Origin of the sequence: Pseudomonas sp. KBS0710 (genome assembly GCF_005938045.2) — a bacterium.
In the GTDB taxonomy this organism is placed as follows: Bacteria; Pseudomonadota; Gammaproteobacteria; order Pseudomonadales; family Pseudomonadaceae; genus Aquipseudomonas.
Map to the genome: position 1 here is coordinate 116,228 of NZ_VCCF02000001.1, position 15,811 is coordinate 132,038.

The following is a 15,811-nucleotide window of genomic DNA, read 5'->3' on the forward strand; positions in this document are numbered from 1 at the left end:
TTTTTCAAGCAAACACGGGTTAAAGCGGCTTGTCGTTTTGTGCTTTGAGCAGATCACGGATCTCGCCCAGCAGCACCTCTTCCTTGGTCGGCGTCGGCGGCAGGCTTGGCGCCACAGCTTCTTCGCGCTTGAGGCGGTTGATGGCTTTCACGCCCATGAAGATGGCGAAGGCGACGATCACGAAGTCGATCACGCTCTGGATGAACTTGCCATAAGCCAGGACCACGGCGGGCACATCACCTTGCGCGGCTTTGAGGGTTATCGCCAGGTCAGCGAAGTCCACACCACCGATCAACAGACCGATCGGTGGCATCACCACGTCGCCTACAAAGGAGGAAACGATTTTGCCGAAGGCGGCGCCGATGATGATACCGACGGCCATATCGACCACATTACCTTTGACCGCGAAGGCCTTGAACTCACTGATCACGCCCATAGGTTATTCCTTGTTACAGATGAGAAGGGTGGAGGTCAGTGTAAGTCAGTCGTAGCCCGCTTGCTCGACACAACCGTTAACACTGTCAATTTTTATCGACCGATTAAATCGCAAATAGTTTGCAAAGTGCCACCAATCGCGCGCGAAATACGCGCTACTTCAGGGGCTTACCAGACTTTTTTCTTAATCAGCCCGGTGGTGTTTTTCTATTTATCTTCTGACTCGCAGGTCACTAGCCTCTGGCAAGCACAACTGAATGTGCACTAAAAAAGCCAGAGGAAACCCCGATGAATACGTCAATGAGCCGCAGGCCTGTTTCAGCGCGATACGCACTGGGATTGGTCACTGCCAGCCTGCTATCCCTTTCTGTACAAGCCGCCAACCTGACCCGCGATAACGGCGCGGCCGTGGGTGACAACCAGAATTCCCAGACCGCCGGGGCCAATGGTCCGGTACTGCTGCAAGACGTGCAGTTGATTCAGAAGTTGCAGCGCTTTGACCGCGAACGCATCCCGGAGCGTGTGGTTCACGCCCGTGGCACCGGCGCCCACGGCACCTTTACCGTCACCGACAACCTCAGCGACCTGACCAAAGCCAAAGTCTTCGCGGCCGGTGAAGCCACCCCGGTGTTCGTGCGTTTTTCGGCGGTGGTGCACGGCAACCATTCCCCGGAAACCTTGCGTGACCCACGCGGTTTCGCCACCAAGTTCTACACCAGCGAAGGTAACTGGGACCTGGTAGGCAATAACTTCCCGACGTTCTTTATCCGCGACGCCATCAAGTTTCCGGACATGGTCCATGCGTTCAAACCGGACCCGCGCACTAACCTCGACGACGACTCGCGGCGTTTTGACTTCTTCTCCCATGTGCCAGAGTCCACCCGCACACTCACCGAGCTGTATTCCGACTCCGGCACGCCCGCCAGTTATCGCGAAATGGACGGCAACGGCGTACATGCCTACAAGTTGATCAACGCCAAGGGTGAAGTGCACTACGTCAAGTTCCACTGGAAGAGCCTGCAGGGCATCAAGAACCTTGACCCCAAGCAAGTGACCGAAGTGCAGGGGCGTGACTACAGCCATATGACCAATGACCTGGTCACTCACATCAACAAGGGCGATTTCCCCAAGTGGGACCTTTACGTGCAAGTGCTGAAACCTGAGGATTTGGCCAAGTTTGATTTCGACCCACTGGACGCCACCAAGATCTGGCCTGACGTACCGGAACGCAAAGTCGGGCAGATGGTGCTGAACCGCAACCCGGCCAACGTCTTCCAGGAAACCGAGCAAGTGGCCATGGCCCCGGCCAACCTGGTGCCGGGCATCGAGCCGTCGGAAGACCGCTTGCTGCAAGGCCGGGTGTTCTCCTACGCGGACACGCAGATGTACCGCCTGGGGCCGAACGCCCTGCAACTGCCGATCAACGCACCCCGTGTGACCGTCAACAACGGTAACCAGGATGGCGCAATGAATACCGGCAAGACCACCACGGGCGTGAACTATCAGCCAAGCCGCCTGTTGCCGCGTGAAGAGCCGCAAGCCGCGCGTTACAGCCAGTCGGCGCTGTCGGGCAGCACCCAGCAGGCGAAGATCCAGCGCGAGCAGAACTTCAAGCAGGCCGGTGACTTGTACCGCTCCTATAGCAAGAAAGAGCGTCAGGACTTGATCGAAAACTTCGGCGGCTCCCTGGCCACCACCGATGACGAGAGCAAGCACATCATCCTGTCGTTCCTCTATAAGGCTGACCCGGAGTACGGCACTGGCGTGACCAAGGTGGCAAAAGGTGACCTGGCGCGCGTCAAGGCGCTGGCAGAAAAACTGACTGACTGACGTTGGTGACGGTCGGCGCCTGCTGATGGGCGTCGACCCCGAGCTGGAGAAAACCTATGCGAATTTCTATCGGTTTACTGATGGCCATGCTGGCCTTTGTCGCCCATGCCGAGTCACCCGACCCGGTCGCGCTCAAGGCCCAGTTGCAGGACTACTATTTCGACGCCGCCCGCCGTGGCGATATCGACATGCTCAACACCTTCATTGAATCCGGTTACAGCCTCAATACCCAGGATGACAAGGGTTACACCGCGCTGATCCTCGCCGCCTACCACGGCCAGGCGCCGTTCGTGGAACGCCTGCTCAACGCCGGCGCCGACGCCTGCGTGCAAGACAAACGCGGTAATACAGCCCTCATGGGCGCGATCTTCAAAGGCGAGCTGAAAATCGCCCAGCGCCTGCTCTCCACCGACTGCAACCCCGACCAGCGCAACGGCGCCGGGCAGACCGCCGCCATGTACGCCGGGCTGTTCAAGCGTGTTGAGTTGCTGGACGAGCTAAAGGCCAAAGGCGCCGACCTTGACGCCGAAGACCCGATCGGCAACAGCGCTTCACGTTTGGCCAGTGGTGAAATCCGGACCCCGGCGCCGCGCTGAGCTATCATCGCGGTTTTTCGGTTGGAGGTTCTCAAATGGCAAAGGCCAAGCGCATGTACGGCTGCACAGAGTGCGGCGCGACCTTTCCCAAGTGGGCCGGCCAGTGCACCGAGTGCGGTGCATGGAACACCCTGACGGAAACCATGATCGAAAGCGGCGGTGCGGCAGCCCCCACCGGCCGTGCCGGCTGGACCGGGCAGCAGGCGCAGATCAAGACGTTGGCCGAAGTCAGCGTCGAAGAAATTCCGCGTTTTTCCACCGCGTCCGGCGAGCTGGACCGTGTACTGGGCGGCGGGCTGGTGGACGGCTCGGTGGTGCTGATCGGCGGCGACCCCGGCATTGGTAAATCGACCATCCTTCTGCAAACCCTGTGCAGCATCGCCAGCCGCATGCCGGCACTCTACGTCACCGGTGAAGAATCCCAACAACAAGTGGCCATGCGCGCCCGACGCCTGGGCTTGCCCCAGGATCAACTGCGGGTCATGACCGAAACCTGCATCGAAAGCATCATCGCCACGGCCCGCATCGAAAAGCCCAAGGTCATGGTGATCGACTCGATCCAGACGATTTTCACTGAGCAACTGCAATCGGCACCCGGCGGCGTGTCCCAGGTGCGCGAAAGTGCGGCGCTGTTGGTGCGCTATGCCAAGCAGAGCGGCACGGCGATTTTCCTGGTCGGCCACGTGACCAAGGAAGGCGCGCTGGCCGGGCCGCGCGTGCTGGAGCATATGGTCGACACCGTGCTGTATTTTGAAGGCGAATCCGATGGCCGCCTGCGTTTGCTGCGGGCGGTGAAGAACCGCTTTGGTGCGGTCAACGAGTTGGGTGTGTTCGCCATGACTGACCGAGGCTTGAAAGAAGTCTCCAACCCTTCGGCGATTTTTCTGACCCGCGCCCAGGAAGAAGTCCCCGGCAGTGTGGTGATGGCCACGTGGGAAGGCACCCGGCCGATGCTGGTCGAAGTGCAGGCATTGGTGGATGACAGCCACTTGGCCAACCCGCGCCGGGTTACGCTCGGTCTGGATCAGAACCGATTGGCGATGCTGCTGGCGGTGCTGCACCGTCACGGCGGCATTCCTACCCACGACCAGGACGTGTTCCTCAACGTGGTCGGCGGGGTCAAGGTGCTGGAAACCGCCTCCGACCTGGCGCTGATGGCGGCGGTGATGTCCAGCCTGCGCAATAAACCGTTGCCCCATGACTTGCTGGTGTTTGGTGAGGTCGGCCTGTCGGGCGAGGTGCGCCCGGTGCCGAGCGGCCAGGAGCGTTTGAAGGAAGCGGCCAAGCACGGCTTCAAGCGTGCGATCGTGCCCAAGGGCAATATGTCGAAGGAAATGCCGGCGGGGTTGAAGGTGATTGGCGTCACGCGCCTTGAACAGGCCCTGGATGCACTGTTCGAGTAATCGGCAACACTGCAAAACCAATGTGGGAGCGGGCTTGCTCGCGAAGGCAATCTGTCAGTTGGTGCACGTACTGAATGACACACCGCATTCGCGAGCAAGCCCGCTACCACATTTTGGTTGGTGTTGGCTGCTATATCTCCAACAGGGCCGCTAACTCGCGGTGCAGTTCATCCTCATCCCCGAGGTTCAGCTCGATCAACCGCCGCAAATGTCTGATCGACTCCAGGTCAATTTGCTCACACACAAACCCCAACTGCCCATGATCATCGTGGGCCAGTTTTACTTGCATCTTTATATGCGCCTGCGGATCCAGACGGATATCCACATCAAACGGCTGAGCGCGATTGCCTTGCCAGTCATCAGGGCGTTGCACCAACAAACCTTTGAGCGACAGATCCACCAATTGCACCGGCGAATTCCAGCTGTCTTGCGCAATGGTCGTTCGCGCATCAAAGGCAATACGCCGGAAACGGCGGCGATCTGACGGATGTTCGCTCATGGTCAAACCCTCTGTGGATAGGGGAATTGTAGCCCTGCGCCATCATCGGGCCTTTATTTCTGCTTTTTTTGCTGTCGCAAGGCTCTAGACCAACGTAGGGGGGTGGCCTTTAAGGCCAACAGCGCTAAACTCGGGCTGGCTGTCTTTCTGTCCACCCTGGCTGGAATATAAAAATGAAAAATAATAATAGCCTGCTACGCCACCTACCCTGGCTGGTGCTGGCAATTGTAGGAGCGTGCGCCCTGGGCGTAGTGGCCTTGCGCCGCGGCGAGGCGATCAACGCCTTGTGGATTGTGGTTGCTGCTGTGGCCATCTACCTGGTTGCGTACCGTTACTACAGTCTGTTCATCGCTAACAATGTGATGCAGCTCGACCCACGGCGGGCCACCCCCGCAGTGCTCAACAATGACGGTCTGGACTACGTGCCGACCAACAAACACATCCTTTTTGGTCACCACTTTGCGGCGATTGCCGGTGCAGGCCCGTTGGTCGGCCCGGTACTGGCGGCGCAAATGGGCTACCTGCCCGGCACGCTCTGGCTGATTGCCGGTGTGGTGCTGGCCGGTGCGGTGCAGGACTTCATGGTGCTGTTCCTGTCCACTCGTCGCAATGGCCGCTCCCTGGGGGACATGGTTCGCGAAGAGATGGGCCGTATTCCAGGGACCATCGCGCTGTTTGGCTGCTTCCTGATCATGATCATCATCCTTGCGGTGCTGGCGCTGATCGTGGTCAAGGCCTTGGCCGAGAGCCCGTGGGGCATCTTCACGGTGATGGCGACCATCCCGATTGCGATGTTCATGGGCGTGTACATGCGCTACATCCGTCCGGGCCGCATTGGCGAAATTTCGGTCATCGGTGTGCTGTTGCTGCTGGGTTCTATCTGGCTGGGCGGGCAAATCGCCGCTGATCCGGTGTGGGCCAAGGCCTTCTCGTTTACCGGGATCCAGATCACCTGGATGCTGGTGGGCTATGGTTTCGTCGCTGCGGTACTGCCGGTGTGGCTGATCCTCGCGCCGCGTGACTACCTCTCCACGTTCTTGAAAATCGGCACCATCATTGCCCTGGCGATCGGCATTCTGGTCACCATGCCAGAGCTGAAAATGCCGGCCCTCACCCAATTCATCGACGGCACCGGCCCGGTGTGGAAGGGTGGTCTGTTCCCGTTCCTGTTCATCACCATTGCCTGTGGCGCGGTGTCGGGCTTCCACGCGCTGATCTCTTCGGGCACCACGCCCAAGCTGCTGGATAACGAAGTCAACTCGCGCTACATCGGTTACGGCGCCATGCTGATGGAATCGTTTGTGGCGATCATGGCCATGGTTGCCGCTTCAGTGATCGAACCCGGCGTGTACTTCGCCATGAACAGCCCGGCTGCGGTGGTCGGCGCGGACGTGGTGACGGTGGCGCAAACCGTCAGCAGCTGGGGTTTTGCCATTACCCCGGAAGCCTTGACGGCAGTGGCCCATGACATCGGCGAAACCACCATCCTGGCGCGTGCCGGCGGTGCGCCGACCCTGGCGGTTGGTATCGCGCAGATCCTGCACAGTGTGCTGCCGGGTGAAAACACCATGGCGTTCTGGTACCACTTTGCGATCCTGTTCGAAGCCCTGTTCATCCTTACCGCAGTCGACGCCGGCACCCGTGCCGGACGCTTCATGCTCCAGGATCTGCTCGGCTCCTTCGTGCCGTCGCTCAAGCGTACCGAGTCCTGGACCGCCAACTTGATTGCTACCGCAGGTTGCGTGGCGATGTGGGGTTACTTGCTGTACCAAGGCGTGATCGACCCACTGGGCGGGATCAACACCTTGTGGCCGCTGTTCGGTATCTCCAACCAGATGCTCGCCGGTATCGCACTGATGCTCGCCACCGTTGTGCTGATCAAAATGAAGCGCCAGCGCTACATTTGGGTGACGATGCTGCCAGCTGTGTGGCTGCTGATCTGCACCGTGACCGCAGGCTTCATCAAGCTGTTCGACGCTAACCCGGCGATCGGCTTCCTGTCGCTGGCCAAGAAGTACAGCGATGCCCTGGCCAACGGCCAGATCCTCGCGCCGGCCAAGAACATCGACCAGATGCAACACGTGATCTGGAACGCCTACACCAACGCAACGCTGACAGCGCTGTTCCTGTTCGTGGTCTTCAGCATCCTGTTCTATGCGCTCAAGGTCGGCGTCGCCGCCTGGGGCAACAAAGAACGTACGGACAAAGAAGCCCCGTTCCAGGCTGTACCGGACGCGTAAACGAGGATTGCAACCATGTTCAATGACATCAGTCGCCTCGGTAAATACCTCGGTCAGGCCGCGCGCCTGATGGTCGGCATGCCCGACTACGACACCTACGTCGAGCATATGCAAACCAAACACCCGGACAAACCGATGATGGACTACAAGGCGTTCTTCCGGGAACGCCAGGAAGCCCGTTACGGTGGCAAGGGTGGGCCTAAGTGCTGCTGACCCGATAAGTTAGGCTTGCAGTGATCCCGTGTGGGAGCGGGCTTGTGTGGGAGCTGGCTTGCCTGCGATAGCATCACTGCGGTGTAGCTGATACACCGCAGTGCCTGCATCGCGGGCAAGCCCGGCTCCCACATAGGTCTGCTCCCACATTTGTTTCTGTGTTCCTTCAATAATAAGGAGAATTTTTTGTCCTCTCCCATCCCCGTCACCATCCTCAGCGGCTTCCTCGGCGCCGGCAAAACTACCTTGCTGCGCCACCTGCTCAAAGCCGAGCACGGCCTTAAAATCGCCGTGATCGAAAACGAATTCAGTGACGCCGGCATCGACACCCAACTGTTGGGCGCCGAACCGGTACAAGTCATGACCCTGTCCAACGGCTGCGTGTGCTGCACCATCCACACCGACCTGACCAAAGCCCTGTACCTGTTGCTCGAACGCCTGGACAGCGGCGAAATCGCCTTCGACCGCCTGGTGATCGAGTGCACCGGCCTGGCCGACCCTGCACCCGTGGCCCAGACCTTTTTTATCGACGAGGAACTGCGCGAGCGCTACATCCTCGACGGCATCATCACCCTGGTGGACGCAGCCCACGCCGAGCATCACCTGACCCAGACCATTGCCCAGGCCCAGATCGGTTTTGCCGACCGCCTGCTGGTGAGCAAGCGCGATCTGGTCGACGAAGCGACTTTCGACGCCCTCAGCCAGCGCCTGACCCGCATCAACCGCCGCGCGCCGATTAGGGTGGTCGACCATGGCGCCATCGACCTGGCCGAACTGCTCGACGTGCGCGGCTTCAACCTCAATGCCGGCATGACCCTGCGCCCGGTCAGTGCCGCGCCATCCATCGACCGCATTTCCAGCCTGGTGCTGCGCACCGACCAGCCGCTGGATATCGACCGGCTCAGCGAGTTTATGAACGAACTGCTGGAAGACCACGGCAAACAACTGCTGCGCTACAAAGGCGTGCTGAATATTGCCGGGGAAGACCGGCGCATGGTGTTCCAGGGCGTGCTCAAGCTTTACGGTTTCGATTGGGACACCGAATGGGCCGAGGGCGAGGCGCGCGAAAGTGTGATTGTATTTATTGCCGATGAACTGCCGGAAGACAAAATCCGCGAAGGCTTTGCCCGGGTTTACCAATAATCCTGACTTGAAATGCAATCCTGTGTGGGAGCTGGCTTGCCTGCGATGGCGGTGGGTCAGCTAATGATGTGCCAACTGACAGGCCGCTATCGCAGGCAAGCCAGCTCCCACATTGAACCGTATTTCAATTTGAAATCGGGCATAAAAAAGCCCGGCTCAAGAGCCGGGCTTTTCAGTCACGCAACTGCAATCAAGCGCCGTACACCGGCAGCTTTTTGCAGATGGCCTTGACCTTCTCACGTACCGCGTCAATCACGGCTTCGTTGTTCAGGTCTGCCAGGATGTCGCAGATCCAGCCGGCCAGTTCTTTGCACTCTGCTTCTTTAAAGCCACGAGTGGTCACAGCCGGGGTGCCGAAGCGCAGGCCGGAGGTGACGAACGGCGAACGTGGGTCGTTCGGCACGGAGTTTTTGTTCACGGTGATGAAGGCTTTGCCCAGCGCGGCGTCAGCATCTTTACCGGAAATGTCCTGTTTGATCAGCGACAGCAGGAACAGGTGGTTTTCAGTACCGCCGGACACCACGTCAAAGCCGCGCTCGATAAACACGCTGGCCATGGTCTGGGCGTTCTTCACCACTTGTTGCTGGTAAGTCTTGAACTCAGGCTGCAGGGCTTCTTTGAAGCAGATCGCTTTGGCAGCGATGACGTGCTCCAGCGGGCCGCCCTGGGCGCCTGGGAATACGGCGGAGTTGAGCTTCTTCTCGATCTCGGCGTTGGCGCGCGCCAGGATCAGGCCACCACGTGGACCGCGCAGGGTCTTGTGGGTAGTAGTGGTTACTACGTCAGCGAATGGAACCGGGTTCGGGTAGACGCCAGCGGCGACCAGACCGGCTACGTGAGCCATGTCCACGAACAGGTACGCGCCAACCTTGTCGGCGATTGCGCGGAAACGTGGGAAGTCGAGGATCTGCGAGTAGGCAGAGAAACCGGCCACGATCATTTTTGGCTTGTGCTCAACGGCCAGGCGCTCGACTTCGTCGTAGTCGATCAGGCCATTGGCATCGATACCGTACTGAACGGCGTTGTACAGCTTGCCGGAGGAGGAAACGCTGGCGCCGTGGGTCAGGTGACCGCCGTGGGCCAGGCTCATGCCCAGGATGGTGTCGCCGCCTTGCAGCAGGGCCAGGTACACGGCGCTGTTGGCTTGGGAACCGGCGTGTGGCTGGACGTTGGCGTAATCGGCGCCGAACAGTTCCTTGGCACGGTCGATAGCCAGTTGCTCAACCACGTCGACGTACTCGCAACCACCGTAGTAGCGCTTGCCTGGGTAGCCTTCGGCGTACTTGTTGGTCAGAACCGAACCTTGAGCCTCCATCACCGCAGGGCTGGTGTAGTTTTCCGAAGCGATCAGCTCAATGTGCTCTTCCTGGCGCACGGCTTCTTGCTCCATGGCGGCGAAGAGATCGGCGTCGTACTTGGCAATAGTCAAATCACGGCTGAACATGGCGGTCCTCAAGGATCGGGGGCAGAAAAGGAAGGCATTCTAACCCAATGGGTTTTAGATGGCATATGAAAGGACATCATGTCGCGGACAAGTGGGGCTCATCCAGGGATGGGCGGTGCCTGTACTGGCCCCACTGGGCTTCAGTCGAACATGAACAGCGCGTCGTTACTGAACTGCGCCTCAAACCGATTCGCCGGCATCGGCCGCCCAAACAGATACCCCTGCACCTCATCGCAACCATGCTCACGCAGGAAATCCAGCTGCTCATGGGTTTCCACGCCTTCGGCGATCACCGCCAGGTTGAGGCTGTGGGCCATGGCGATAATCGCGCGGGCAATTTGCGCGTCCTGCTCGCCGGACGGCAGGCCGTCGACAAAGGTGCGGTCGATCTTCAACACATCGATGGGGAATTGCTTGAGGTAGTTGAGTGACGAATAACCGGTGCCGAAGTCGTCCACCGCAATGCTCAGGCCCAGGTTTTTCAGGCTGGCGAGGATCTGCATGGCCTCGTTGACTTCGCGCATCAGGATACTTTCGGTCAGCTCCAGCTCCAGGCACGCCGGCGGCAGGCCGGTGTCCTTGAGAATGGTCGCGATGCGCTCACCCAACTGCCCATCGGAGAATTGGCGCGCCGAGATGTTCACCGAGACTTTCGGCACGCGCACCTTGTTCTGGTGCCAGGTCTTTAGCTGGCGACAGGCTTCCGCGATCACCCAGTCGCCCACGTCCACCACCAGCCCCAACTCTTCCAGCACCGGAATGAAATCCCCCGGCGGCACCAGCCCGCGACGTGGGTGACGCCAGCGCAGCAAGGCTTCCGCGCCGGTCAGGCGCTTGCCGTCGCCGCTGAACTGCGGTTGGTAATACAGCACGAATTCGTTCTGGTCCAAGGCATGGCGCAGGTCGCTTTCCAGCTCCAGGCGCTCCAGGGCGCTGGCGTTCATGTCCGCCTGGTAGAACTGGAAGTTGTTCTTGCCGCGTTCCTTGGCGTGGTACATCGCCGTGTCGGCGTTTTTCATCAGTTGGCTCAGTTCGTTGCCGTCCTGCGGGCTCAAGGCGATGCCGATACTGGCGGTCACAAAGAACTCGCGGCCCTCCAGCACAAATGGCTTCACCAGGCTCGCCAGGATCTGCTCGGCCACGGTAATTGCGCGGTTCAGCGCCATCTCGCGGCTCACCCGTGGTTGCAGCAGCAAGGTGAACTCGTCGCCGCCCATGCGTGCCACGGTGTCGTCTTCGGCCACGCAGCCCAGCAGGCGGGTCGCCATTTCCTTGAGCATGCGGTCGCCGGCGGCGTGGCCCAGGGAATCGTTGATCGGCTTGAAGCGGTCGAGGTCGAGGAACATCAGCACCACCCACGACTTCTGCCGCTCGGCCGACTGCAACGCGGTGTGCAGGCGGTCCTGAAACAGCGTGCGGTTGGGCAGGTGGGTCAGGGCGTCGTAATACGCCAGGCGGTGGATGCGCTGTTCGCTGGCCTTGCGCTCGCTGATATCGCTGAAGAAACACACGTAGCTGGCCAGGTCGCCTTCATCGTCGAACACGGCAGTAATGCCGACCCAGGCCGGGTAATGCTCGCCATTGCGGCGCTTGAGCCACACTTCACCTTCCCAGGTGCTGTGCTGATGCAGCTGCTTGAGCACGTAACGCAGGTGGGCTTCCTGCTGTTCATCCACCGTGAGCATGTTCGGCAACTGGTCGAGCACGTCCGCCACGGCATAGCCGCTGACCCGGCTGAACGCCTCGTTGGCCTGCACGATATAGCCCGCAGGGTCGGTAATGAGGATTGCGGAGGTGGAGTGCTCGAATACCGTGGCCGCCATGCGCAGGTCTTTTTCGGCGCGGCGTTGCTGGCTGATATCACGGCCCACGCCGAGGATGCCTTCAAACGCGCCGTGCTCGTCCCACACCAGCACCAGGCGCAGCTCGATCGGCACTTTGCGGCCATCGGCGCGCAGGCAGTCGAACAGGAACATCTGGGTTTGTACGTCATCACGCAGCGTGTTCAACGCTACGGGATCGCCCAGCGCGCGGCTGACCTGTTCCATCAGGCTGTAAATGCCGGTCAACTGCTGCGGGTTGGCGATGATCGACTGCCAGCCGTTCTTGAACACCCAGTCCACGTCATAACCCAGTACGGTATTCACCGAAGGGCTGATGTAGTTGAGGGCCAGCTGGCTGTCGGTGGAGCAGATCACGTCGCTGATGCTTTCAGCCAGCATGCGGTAGCGCTGTTCGCTGTCACGCAGGGATTCGCTGGCTTCGATCTGGTCGGTAATGTCCTTGGCCACGCCGATGATCCGCGTGACCACTGCGGTTTTGTCGCGGGCCAGGGCCTGCTCGCGGATATCAAAGCGCCGCCACTGGTTATTGCGATGACGAAAGCGCAGCTGGCATTGCAGCTGGGTGGTGTAGCCGACTTCGCGCTGTTGCTGGCGCAAGTCGTGGTAATACTCGGCATCCTCGGGGTGCAGCAGGATTTCCCAGAAGTACTCGCCCATTTGCTGCAGTTCGGCCTTGTTGTAGCCGAGGGTATGGCCCAAGTGGTGGTTGCTGAAAATCATGCGCTGGCTGATCACGTCCTGCACATACAGGTGATCGGGCACGGTGCGCACCACGTCCGACCAGAAACTCTCGCGCTCCACCAGCGACAACTCGATCAACTTGCGGCTGGTGATATCGCTGATGCTGAGGATCACGGCCTTGAAGTCGTCCTGCTGCTCCGGCAGACGCATCACCAGCCATAGGTACTGATCGTTGCCGGCGACGTCATTGAGCTGGATTTCCAGCTCCAGCTGTTTTTGCTGGGTCAGCACCGCCTCAAGCACTTGATAGCCGATAGCGGTGGCGTTGCGTGGGCAATCATCGATCAGGCGTTCCCAGGCTTCCTCGCATGAGCCCACGTTCAGAAGGCGCACGGCCACCTGGTTGACTTCGGTAATGCGCAATTCCTTAAGCAGTTGCTGGCGTTCTGCGGCGTTGTTGTGCAACCAGGCTTTTAGTTGCTCGCGGGTCTGCATGTGGGTTTTGTCAAAAAACGCCTTGAGCCCCGACAGGTCCAACACGCACAGGGCCACGCCAGTGCCTTCGAAAATATCCTGATAACGTCGGCGGCCCTCATGCACCTGGCGCTGGCGGCGGCGCATGTTCAGCAAGACGATCAGCGGGATCAGCGAGAACGCGAGGCCCAGCAGGCATTTGCCGATAAACGCCGGCAGCAGTTGCTCCAGCACCGCGCTGCGGTCGAACAGCCCGCGCAATTGCCAGTCGCTTTTACTCAAGGGCGTGACCAGTACGCTTTTGTTCAATTCATCCGGCGTCAACGCCGTGGCCCATTGTGCCGGCATGCCATTGTCACGGCTGACCACACGGTGGTTCAGACGGTTCTCGATGGCCCACATCGGGCGCTGGCCCTGACCGTCCTGGCGGGTGAGGTTGCTCAGGTAGGTGGGTGCCAGGCGCAAGGCCCAGTACATTTTCGAGCCGCCACTGGGCTGCTGCAGCAACAGATAGATCAGGGTGCCGTCGGCGTTGTTGCTCAGGTAATAAGGTTGCGAGTGGCTGCGCTGCACCAGTTCTTCGAGCCAGGCGCGGTCCTGGCTGTCTTTGGCGCTGTCACTGATCAGCGCGCCGCTGGGGGCGAGCAGGGCAAAACTGCGCAGCTCCGGCAGCGAACGCTGCAAAGTGCGCATCAGCGCTTGTTGCTGTTCGTCGTTGCGCGGCGGCTCGACCATCGGCAGCAGGTTAAGGGCGATTTTCGCGCTCAGGGCCATATTCAGGCTGATTTGTTCAGCCAGGTCGGCACTGTAGTCGATGGTGTATTGCTGCTGGTTTTTCTGGTTTTGCTGCAGTTGGTCCAGCAGTTGCCAGAACAACAACGCCAGCAGCACCAGCACCAGCATCGCCAACGCGCCTTTAAAAGTGCCGTGCAGGGGCGCGCCCGGCGCTATATGAGCGGCGCGCAAGGGCGTAGGCGGCGTGACTTTGGACAAGCTGTGATCCTGCGGTTTGGCTGGACTGGCGCGCGACGTGCACTATAAGCCGGACGCCCGGAGGGCGGCTAGCATGCCTTGCCTTGTGGCAAAGTGCCAGCCCCGCCTGGCTGGACTGCCCAAGCGCATTCAGGTAGCTTTGCCGGTTACGCGGGGGCGTTCCAGCCCCAGACATTCAGGCTTTTTCCGCTCGCAGGCATTGATGATAGTCAACGGCCCGCGCGGCGCATGGCCTGGCACGGGCTTCGCCCGCTTAATTCATCAGTCACTGACGCTAGGTTCACCATGGCTCAATACGTCTTCACCATGCATCGGCTGGGAAAAGTTGTTCCGCCGAAGCGGGAAATCCTGAAAAACATTTCGCTGTCCTTCTTCCCCGGCGCCAAGATCGGCGTGCTCGGCCTCAACGGTTCGGGTAAGTCCACGCTGCTGAAAATCATGGCCGGCGTCGACACCGAGTTCGAAGGCGAAGCCCGCCCGATGCCCGAACTGAACATCGGCTACCTGCCGCAAGAGCCGATCCTGGACCCGACCAAGACCGTGCGTGAAGTGGTCGAAGAAGCGGTGGCCGTGATCAAGAACGCCCAGGCCCGCCTGGACGAGGTCTACGCCGCCTACGCCGATGAAGATGCCGACTTCGACAAACTGGCCGCCGAACAGGCCAAGCTCGAAGCCATCCTGCAGGCTGGCGACGGCCACAACCTGGAGCGCCAGCTGGAAGTCGCCGCCGACGCGCTGCGTTTGCCGGCGTGGGACGCCAAGGTCGAATTCCTCTCCGGCGGTGAAAAACGCCGTGTGGCCCTGTGCCGCCTGCTGCTGTCGGCTCCCGACATGCTGCTGCTCGACGAACCGACCAACCACTTGGACGCCGATTCCGTCGCCTGGCTGGAGCACTTCCTGCACGATTTCCCGGGCACCGTGGTAGCGATCACGCACGACCGCTACTTCCTCGACAACGTCGCCGGCTGGATCCTCGAGCTCGACCGTGGCGCCGGTATCCCTTACGAGGGCAACTACTCCGGTTGGCTGGAAGCCAAGTCCGACCGTCTGGCCGCCGAATCCAAGCAGCAATCGGCCCATGAAAAAGCCATGAAGGAAGAACTGGAGTGGGTGCGCAAAGGCGCCAAGGCCCGCCAGTCCAAATCCAAGGCACGTCTGCAACGCTTTGAAGAAATGCAGTCGCAGGAATTCCAGAAGCGCAGCGAAACCAACGAGATCTACATCCCGGCCGGCCCGCGCCTGGGTGACAAGGTCATCGAATTCAAGAATGTCTGCAAAGGCTATGGCGACCGCGTGCTGATCGACAACCTGTCGTTCTCCATGCCAAAAGGCGCGATCGTCGGCGTTATCGGTGGTAACGGTGCGGGTAAATCCACACTGTTCCGCATGCTGATGGGCAAGGAAACCCCGGACTCGGGCAGCATCGAAATCGGTGAAACCGTGCAGCTGGCGTGTGTGGACCAGAGCCGCGAAGACCTCGACGGCAGCAAAACGGTATTCCAGCAAGTTTCCGAAGGTTCTGACCAGATCCGCATCGGCAACTATGAGATCCCGTCGCGTACCTACGTCGGCCGTTTCAACTTCAAGGGCGGCGATCAGCAGAAGTTCGTCAAGGACCTGTCCGGTGGTGAGCGCGGTCGCTTGCACCTGGCCCTCACCCTGAAAGAAGGCGGCAACGTGTTGCTGCTCGACGAACCGTCCAACGACCTCGACGTTGAAACCCTGCGTTCCCTGGAAGAAGCCCTGCTGGACTTCCCGGGCGCTGCCATTGTGATCTCTCACGATCGGTGGTTCCTTGACCGCGTCGCGACGCACATCCTGGCCTACGAGGATGACTCCCAAGCGGTGTTCTTCGAGGGTAACTACACCGAGTACGAAGCGGACCGTAAAAAGCGTTTGGGCGATGCTGCTGCCCAGCCGCACCGTGTACGGCACAAAAAACTGGCCTGATTCGGGTTGGTTTGAAAAAGCGGAGCCTTCGGGCTCCGTTTTTTTTGCGCGTTTTTCCAATGAGAC

Annotated in this window: 11 protein-coding genes; 7 read left to right on the forward strand and 4 right to left on the reverse strand. The window is 60.1% G+C overall.

Annotated elements, in window-relative coordinates; all coding sequences use genetic code 11:
* Positions 1–19: 19 nt before the first annotated feature.
* The gene (gene mscL, locus FFI16_RS00555; protein ID WP_110621846.1) at positions 20–436 is read right to left on the reverse strand and encodes a large-conductance mechanosensitive channel protein MscL; all 417 of its coding nucleotides are present in this window, start codon (positions 434–436) and stop codon (positions 20–22) included.
* Positions 437–723: 287 nt separating this feature from the next.
* Between mscL and FFI16_RS00560 the strand changes: the two genes are divergently transcribed.
* From FFI16_RS00560 to radA, 3 genes are read left to right on the forward strand one after another with little or no spacing between them, the layout of a single operon-like run.
* Entirely contained in the window at positions 724–2,265 is a 1,542-nt protein-coding gene (locus tag FFI16_RS00560) for a catalase (protein ID WP_138813761.1), read from the forward strand.
* 56 nt (positions 2,266–2,321) lie between these two features.
* Positions 2,322–2,861: an ankyrin repeat domain-containing protein gene (locus tag FFI16_RS00565; RefSeq protein WP_138813762.1), complete on the forward strand. Its 540-nt coding sequence runs from the start codon at positions 2,322–2,324 to the stop codon at positions 2,859–2,861.
* Positions 2,862–2,896: 35 nt separating this feature from the next.
* Positions 2,897–4,264, forward strand: a complete 1,368-nt coding sequence (gene radA, locus FFI16_RS00570; RefSeq protein ID WP_138813763.1) for a DNA repair protein RadA — start codon at positions 2,897–2,899, stop codon at positions 4,262–4,264.
* A 130-nt stretch (positions 4,265–4,394) separates the two neighbouring features.
* Here the strand turns inward: radA and FFI16_RS00575 are convergent, their stop codons facing one another.
* Positions 4,395–4,763 (reverse strand): PilZ domain-containing protein, encoded by a 369-nt coding sequence (locus FFI16_RS00575; RefSeq protein ID WP_138813764.1) that lies wholly within the window; start codon positions 4,761–4,763, stop codon positions 4,395–4,397.
* Between the two features lie 173 nt (positions 4,764–4,936).
* On the opposite strand from FFI16_RS00575, the gene FFI16_RS00580 reads away from it, so the two are divergent.
* From FFI16_RS00580 to yjiA, 3 genes are all read left to right on the forward strand, one after another.
* Positions 4,937–7,003 carry a carbon starvation CstA family protein gene (locus FFI16_RS00580; RefSeq protein ID WP_056858228.1) on the forward strand — a complete coding sequence of 689 codons (2,067 nt, stop codon included), beginning with the start codon at positions 4,937–4,939 and terminating at the stop codon, positions 7,001–7,003.
* A gap of 15 nt (positions 7,004–7,018) precedes the next feature.
* Complete coding sequence (locus FFI16_RS00585) at positions 7,019–7,216, forward strand: YbdD/YjiX family protein (protein ID WP_003176208.1); 198 nt, start codon at positions 7,019–7,021, stop codon at positions 7,214–7,216.
* A 186-nt stretch (positions 7,217–7,402) separates the two neighbouring features.
* Positions 7,403–8,359 (forward strand): GTPase, encoded by a 957-nt coding sequence (gene yjiA, locus FFI16_RS00590; protein WP_138813765.1) that lies wholly within the window; start codon positions 7,403–7,405, stop codon positions 8,357–8,359.
* A gap of 190 nt (positions 8,360–8,549) precedes the next feature.
* Here the strand turns inward: yjiA and glyA are convergent, their stop codons facing one another.
* Positions 8,550–9,803 carry a serine hydroxymethyltransferase gene (gene glyA / locus FFI16_RS00595; RefSeq protein ID WP_053137906.1) on the reverse strand — a complete coding sequence of 418 codons (1,254 nt, stop codon included), beginning with the start codon at positions 9,801–9,803 and terminating at the stop codon, positions 8,550–8,552.
* Between the two features lie 140 nt (positions 9,804–9,943).
* Positions 9,944–13,795: a bifunctional diguanylate cyclase/phosphodiesterase gene (locus FFI16_RS00600; RefSeq protein ID WP_138813766.1), complete on the reverse strand. Its 3,852-nt coding sequence runs from the start codon at positions 13,793–13,795 to the stop codon at positions 9,944–9,946.
* A gap of 285 nt (positions 13,796–14,080) precedes the next feature.
* On the opposite strand from FFI16_RS00600, the gene ettA reads away from it, so the two are divergent.
* A complete protein-coding gene (gene ettA, locus FFI16_RS00605) occupies positions 14,081–15,745 on the forward strand; it encodes an energy-dependent translational throttle protein EttA (RefSeq protein WP_058421529.1) in 1,665 nt (554 codons plus the stop codon).
* The last annotated feature ends 66 nt before the right edge of the window (positions 15,746–15,811 follow it).

Bases quoted from the DNA above. Each gene is read 5' to 3' on its own strand.
- FFI16_RS00575 (WP_138813764.1), bottom strand. From the start codon at position 4,763: ATGAGCGAACATCCGTCAGATCGCCGCCGTTTCCGGCGTATTGCCTTT.
- mscL (WP_110621846.1), bottom strand. From the start codon at position 436: ATGGGCGTGATCAGTGAGTTCAAGGCCTTCGCGGTCAAAGGTAATGTG.
- FFI16_RS00580 (WP_056858228.1), top strand. From the start codon at position 4,937: ATGAAAAATAATAATAGCCTGCTACGCCACCTACCCTGGCTGGTGCTG.
- radA (WP_138813763.1), top strand. From the start codon at position 2,897: ATGGCAAAGGCCAAGCGCATGTACGGCTGCACAGAGTGCGGCGCGACC.
- glyA (WP_053137906.1), bottom strand. From the start codon at position 9,803: ATGTTCAGCCGTGATTTGACTATTGCCAAGTACGACGCCGATCTCTTC.
- FFI16_RS00560 (WP_138813761.1), top strand. From the start codon at position 724: ATGAATACGTCAATGAGCCGCAGGCCTGTTTCAGCGCGATACGCACTG.
- ettA (WP_058421529.1), top strand. From the start codon at position 14,081: ATGGCTCAATACGTCTTCACCATGCATCGGCTGGGAAAAGTTGTTCCG.
- FFI16_RS00585 (WP_003176208.1), top strand. From the start codon at position 7,019: ATGTTCAATGACATCAGTCGCCTCGGTAAATACCTCGGTCAGGCCGCG.
- FFI16_RS00565 (WP_138813762.1), top strand. From the start codon at position 2,322: ATGCGAATTTCTATCGGTTTACTGATGGCCATGCTGGCCTTTGTCGCC.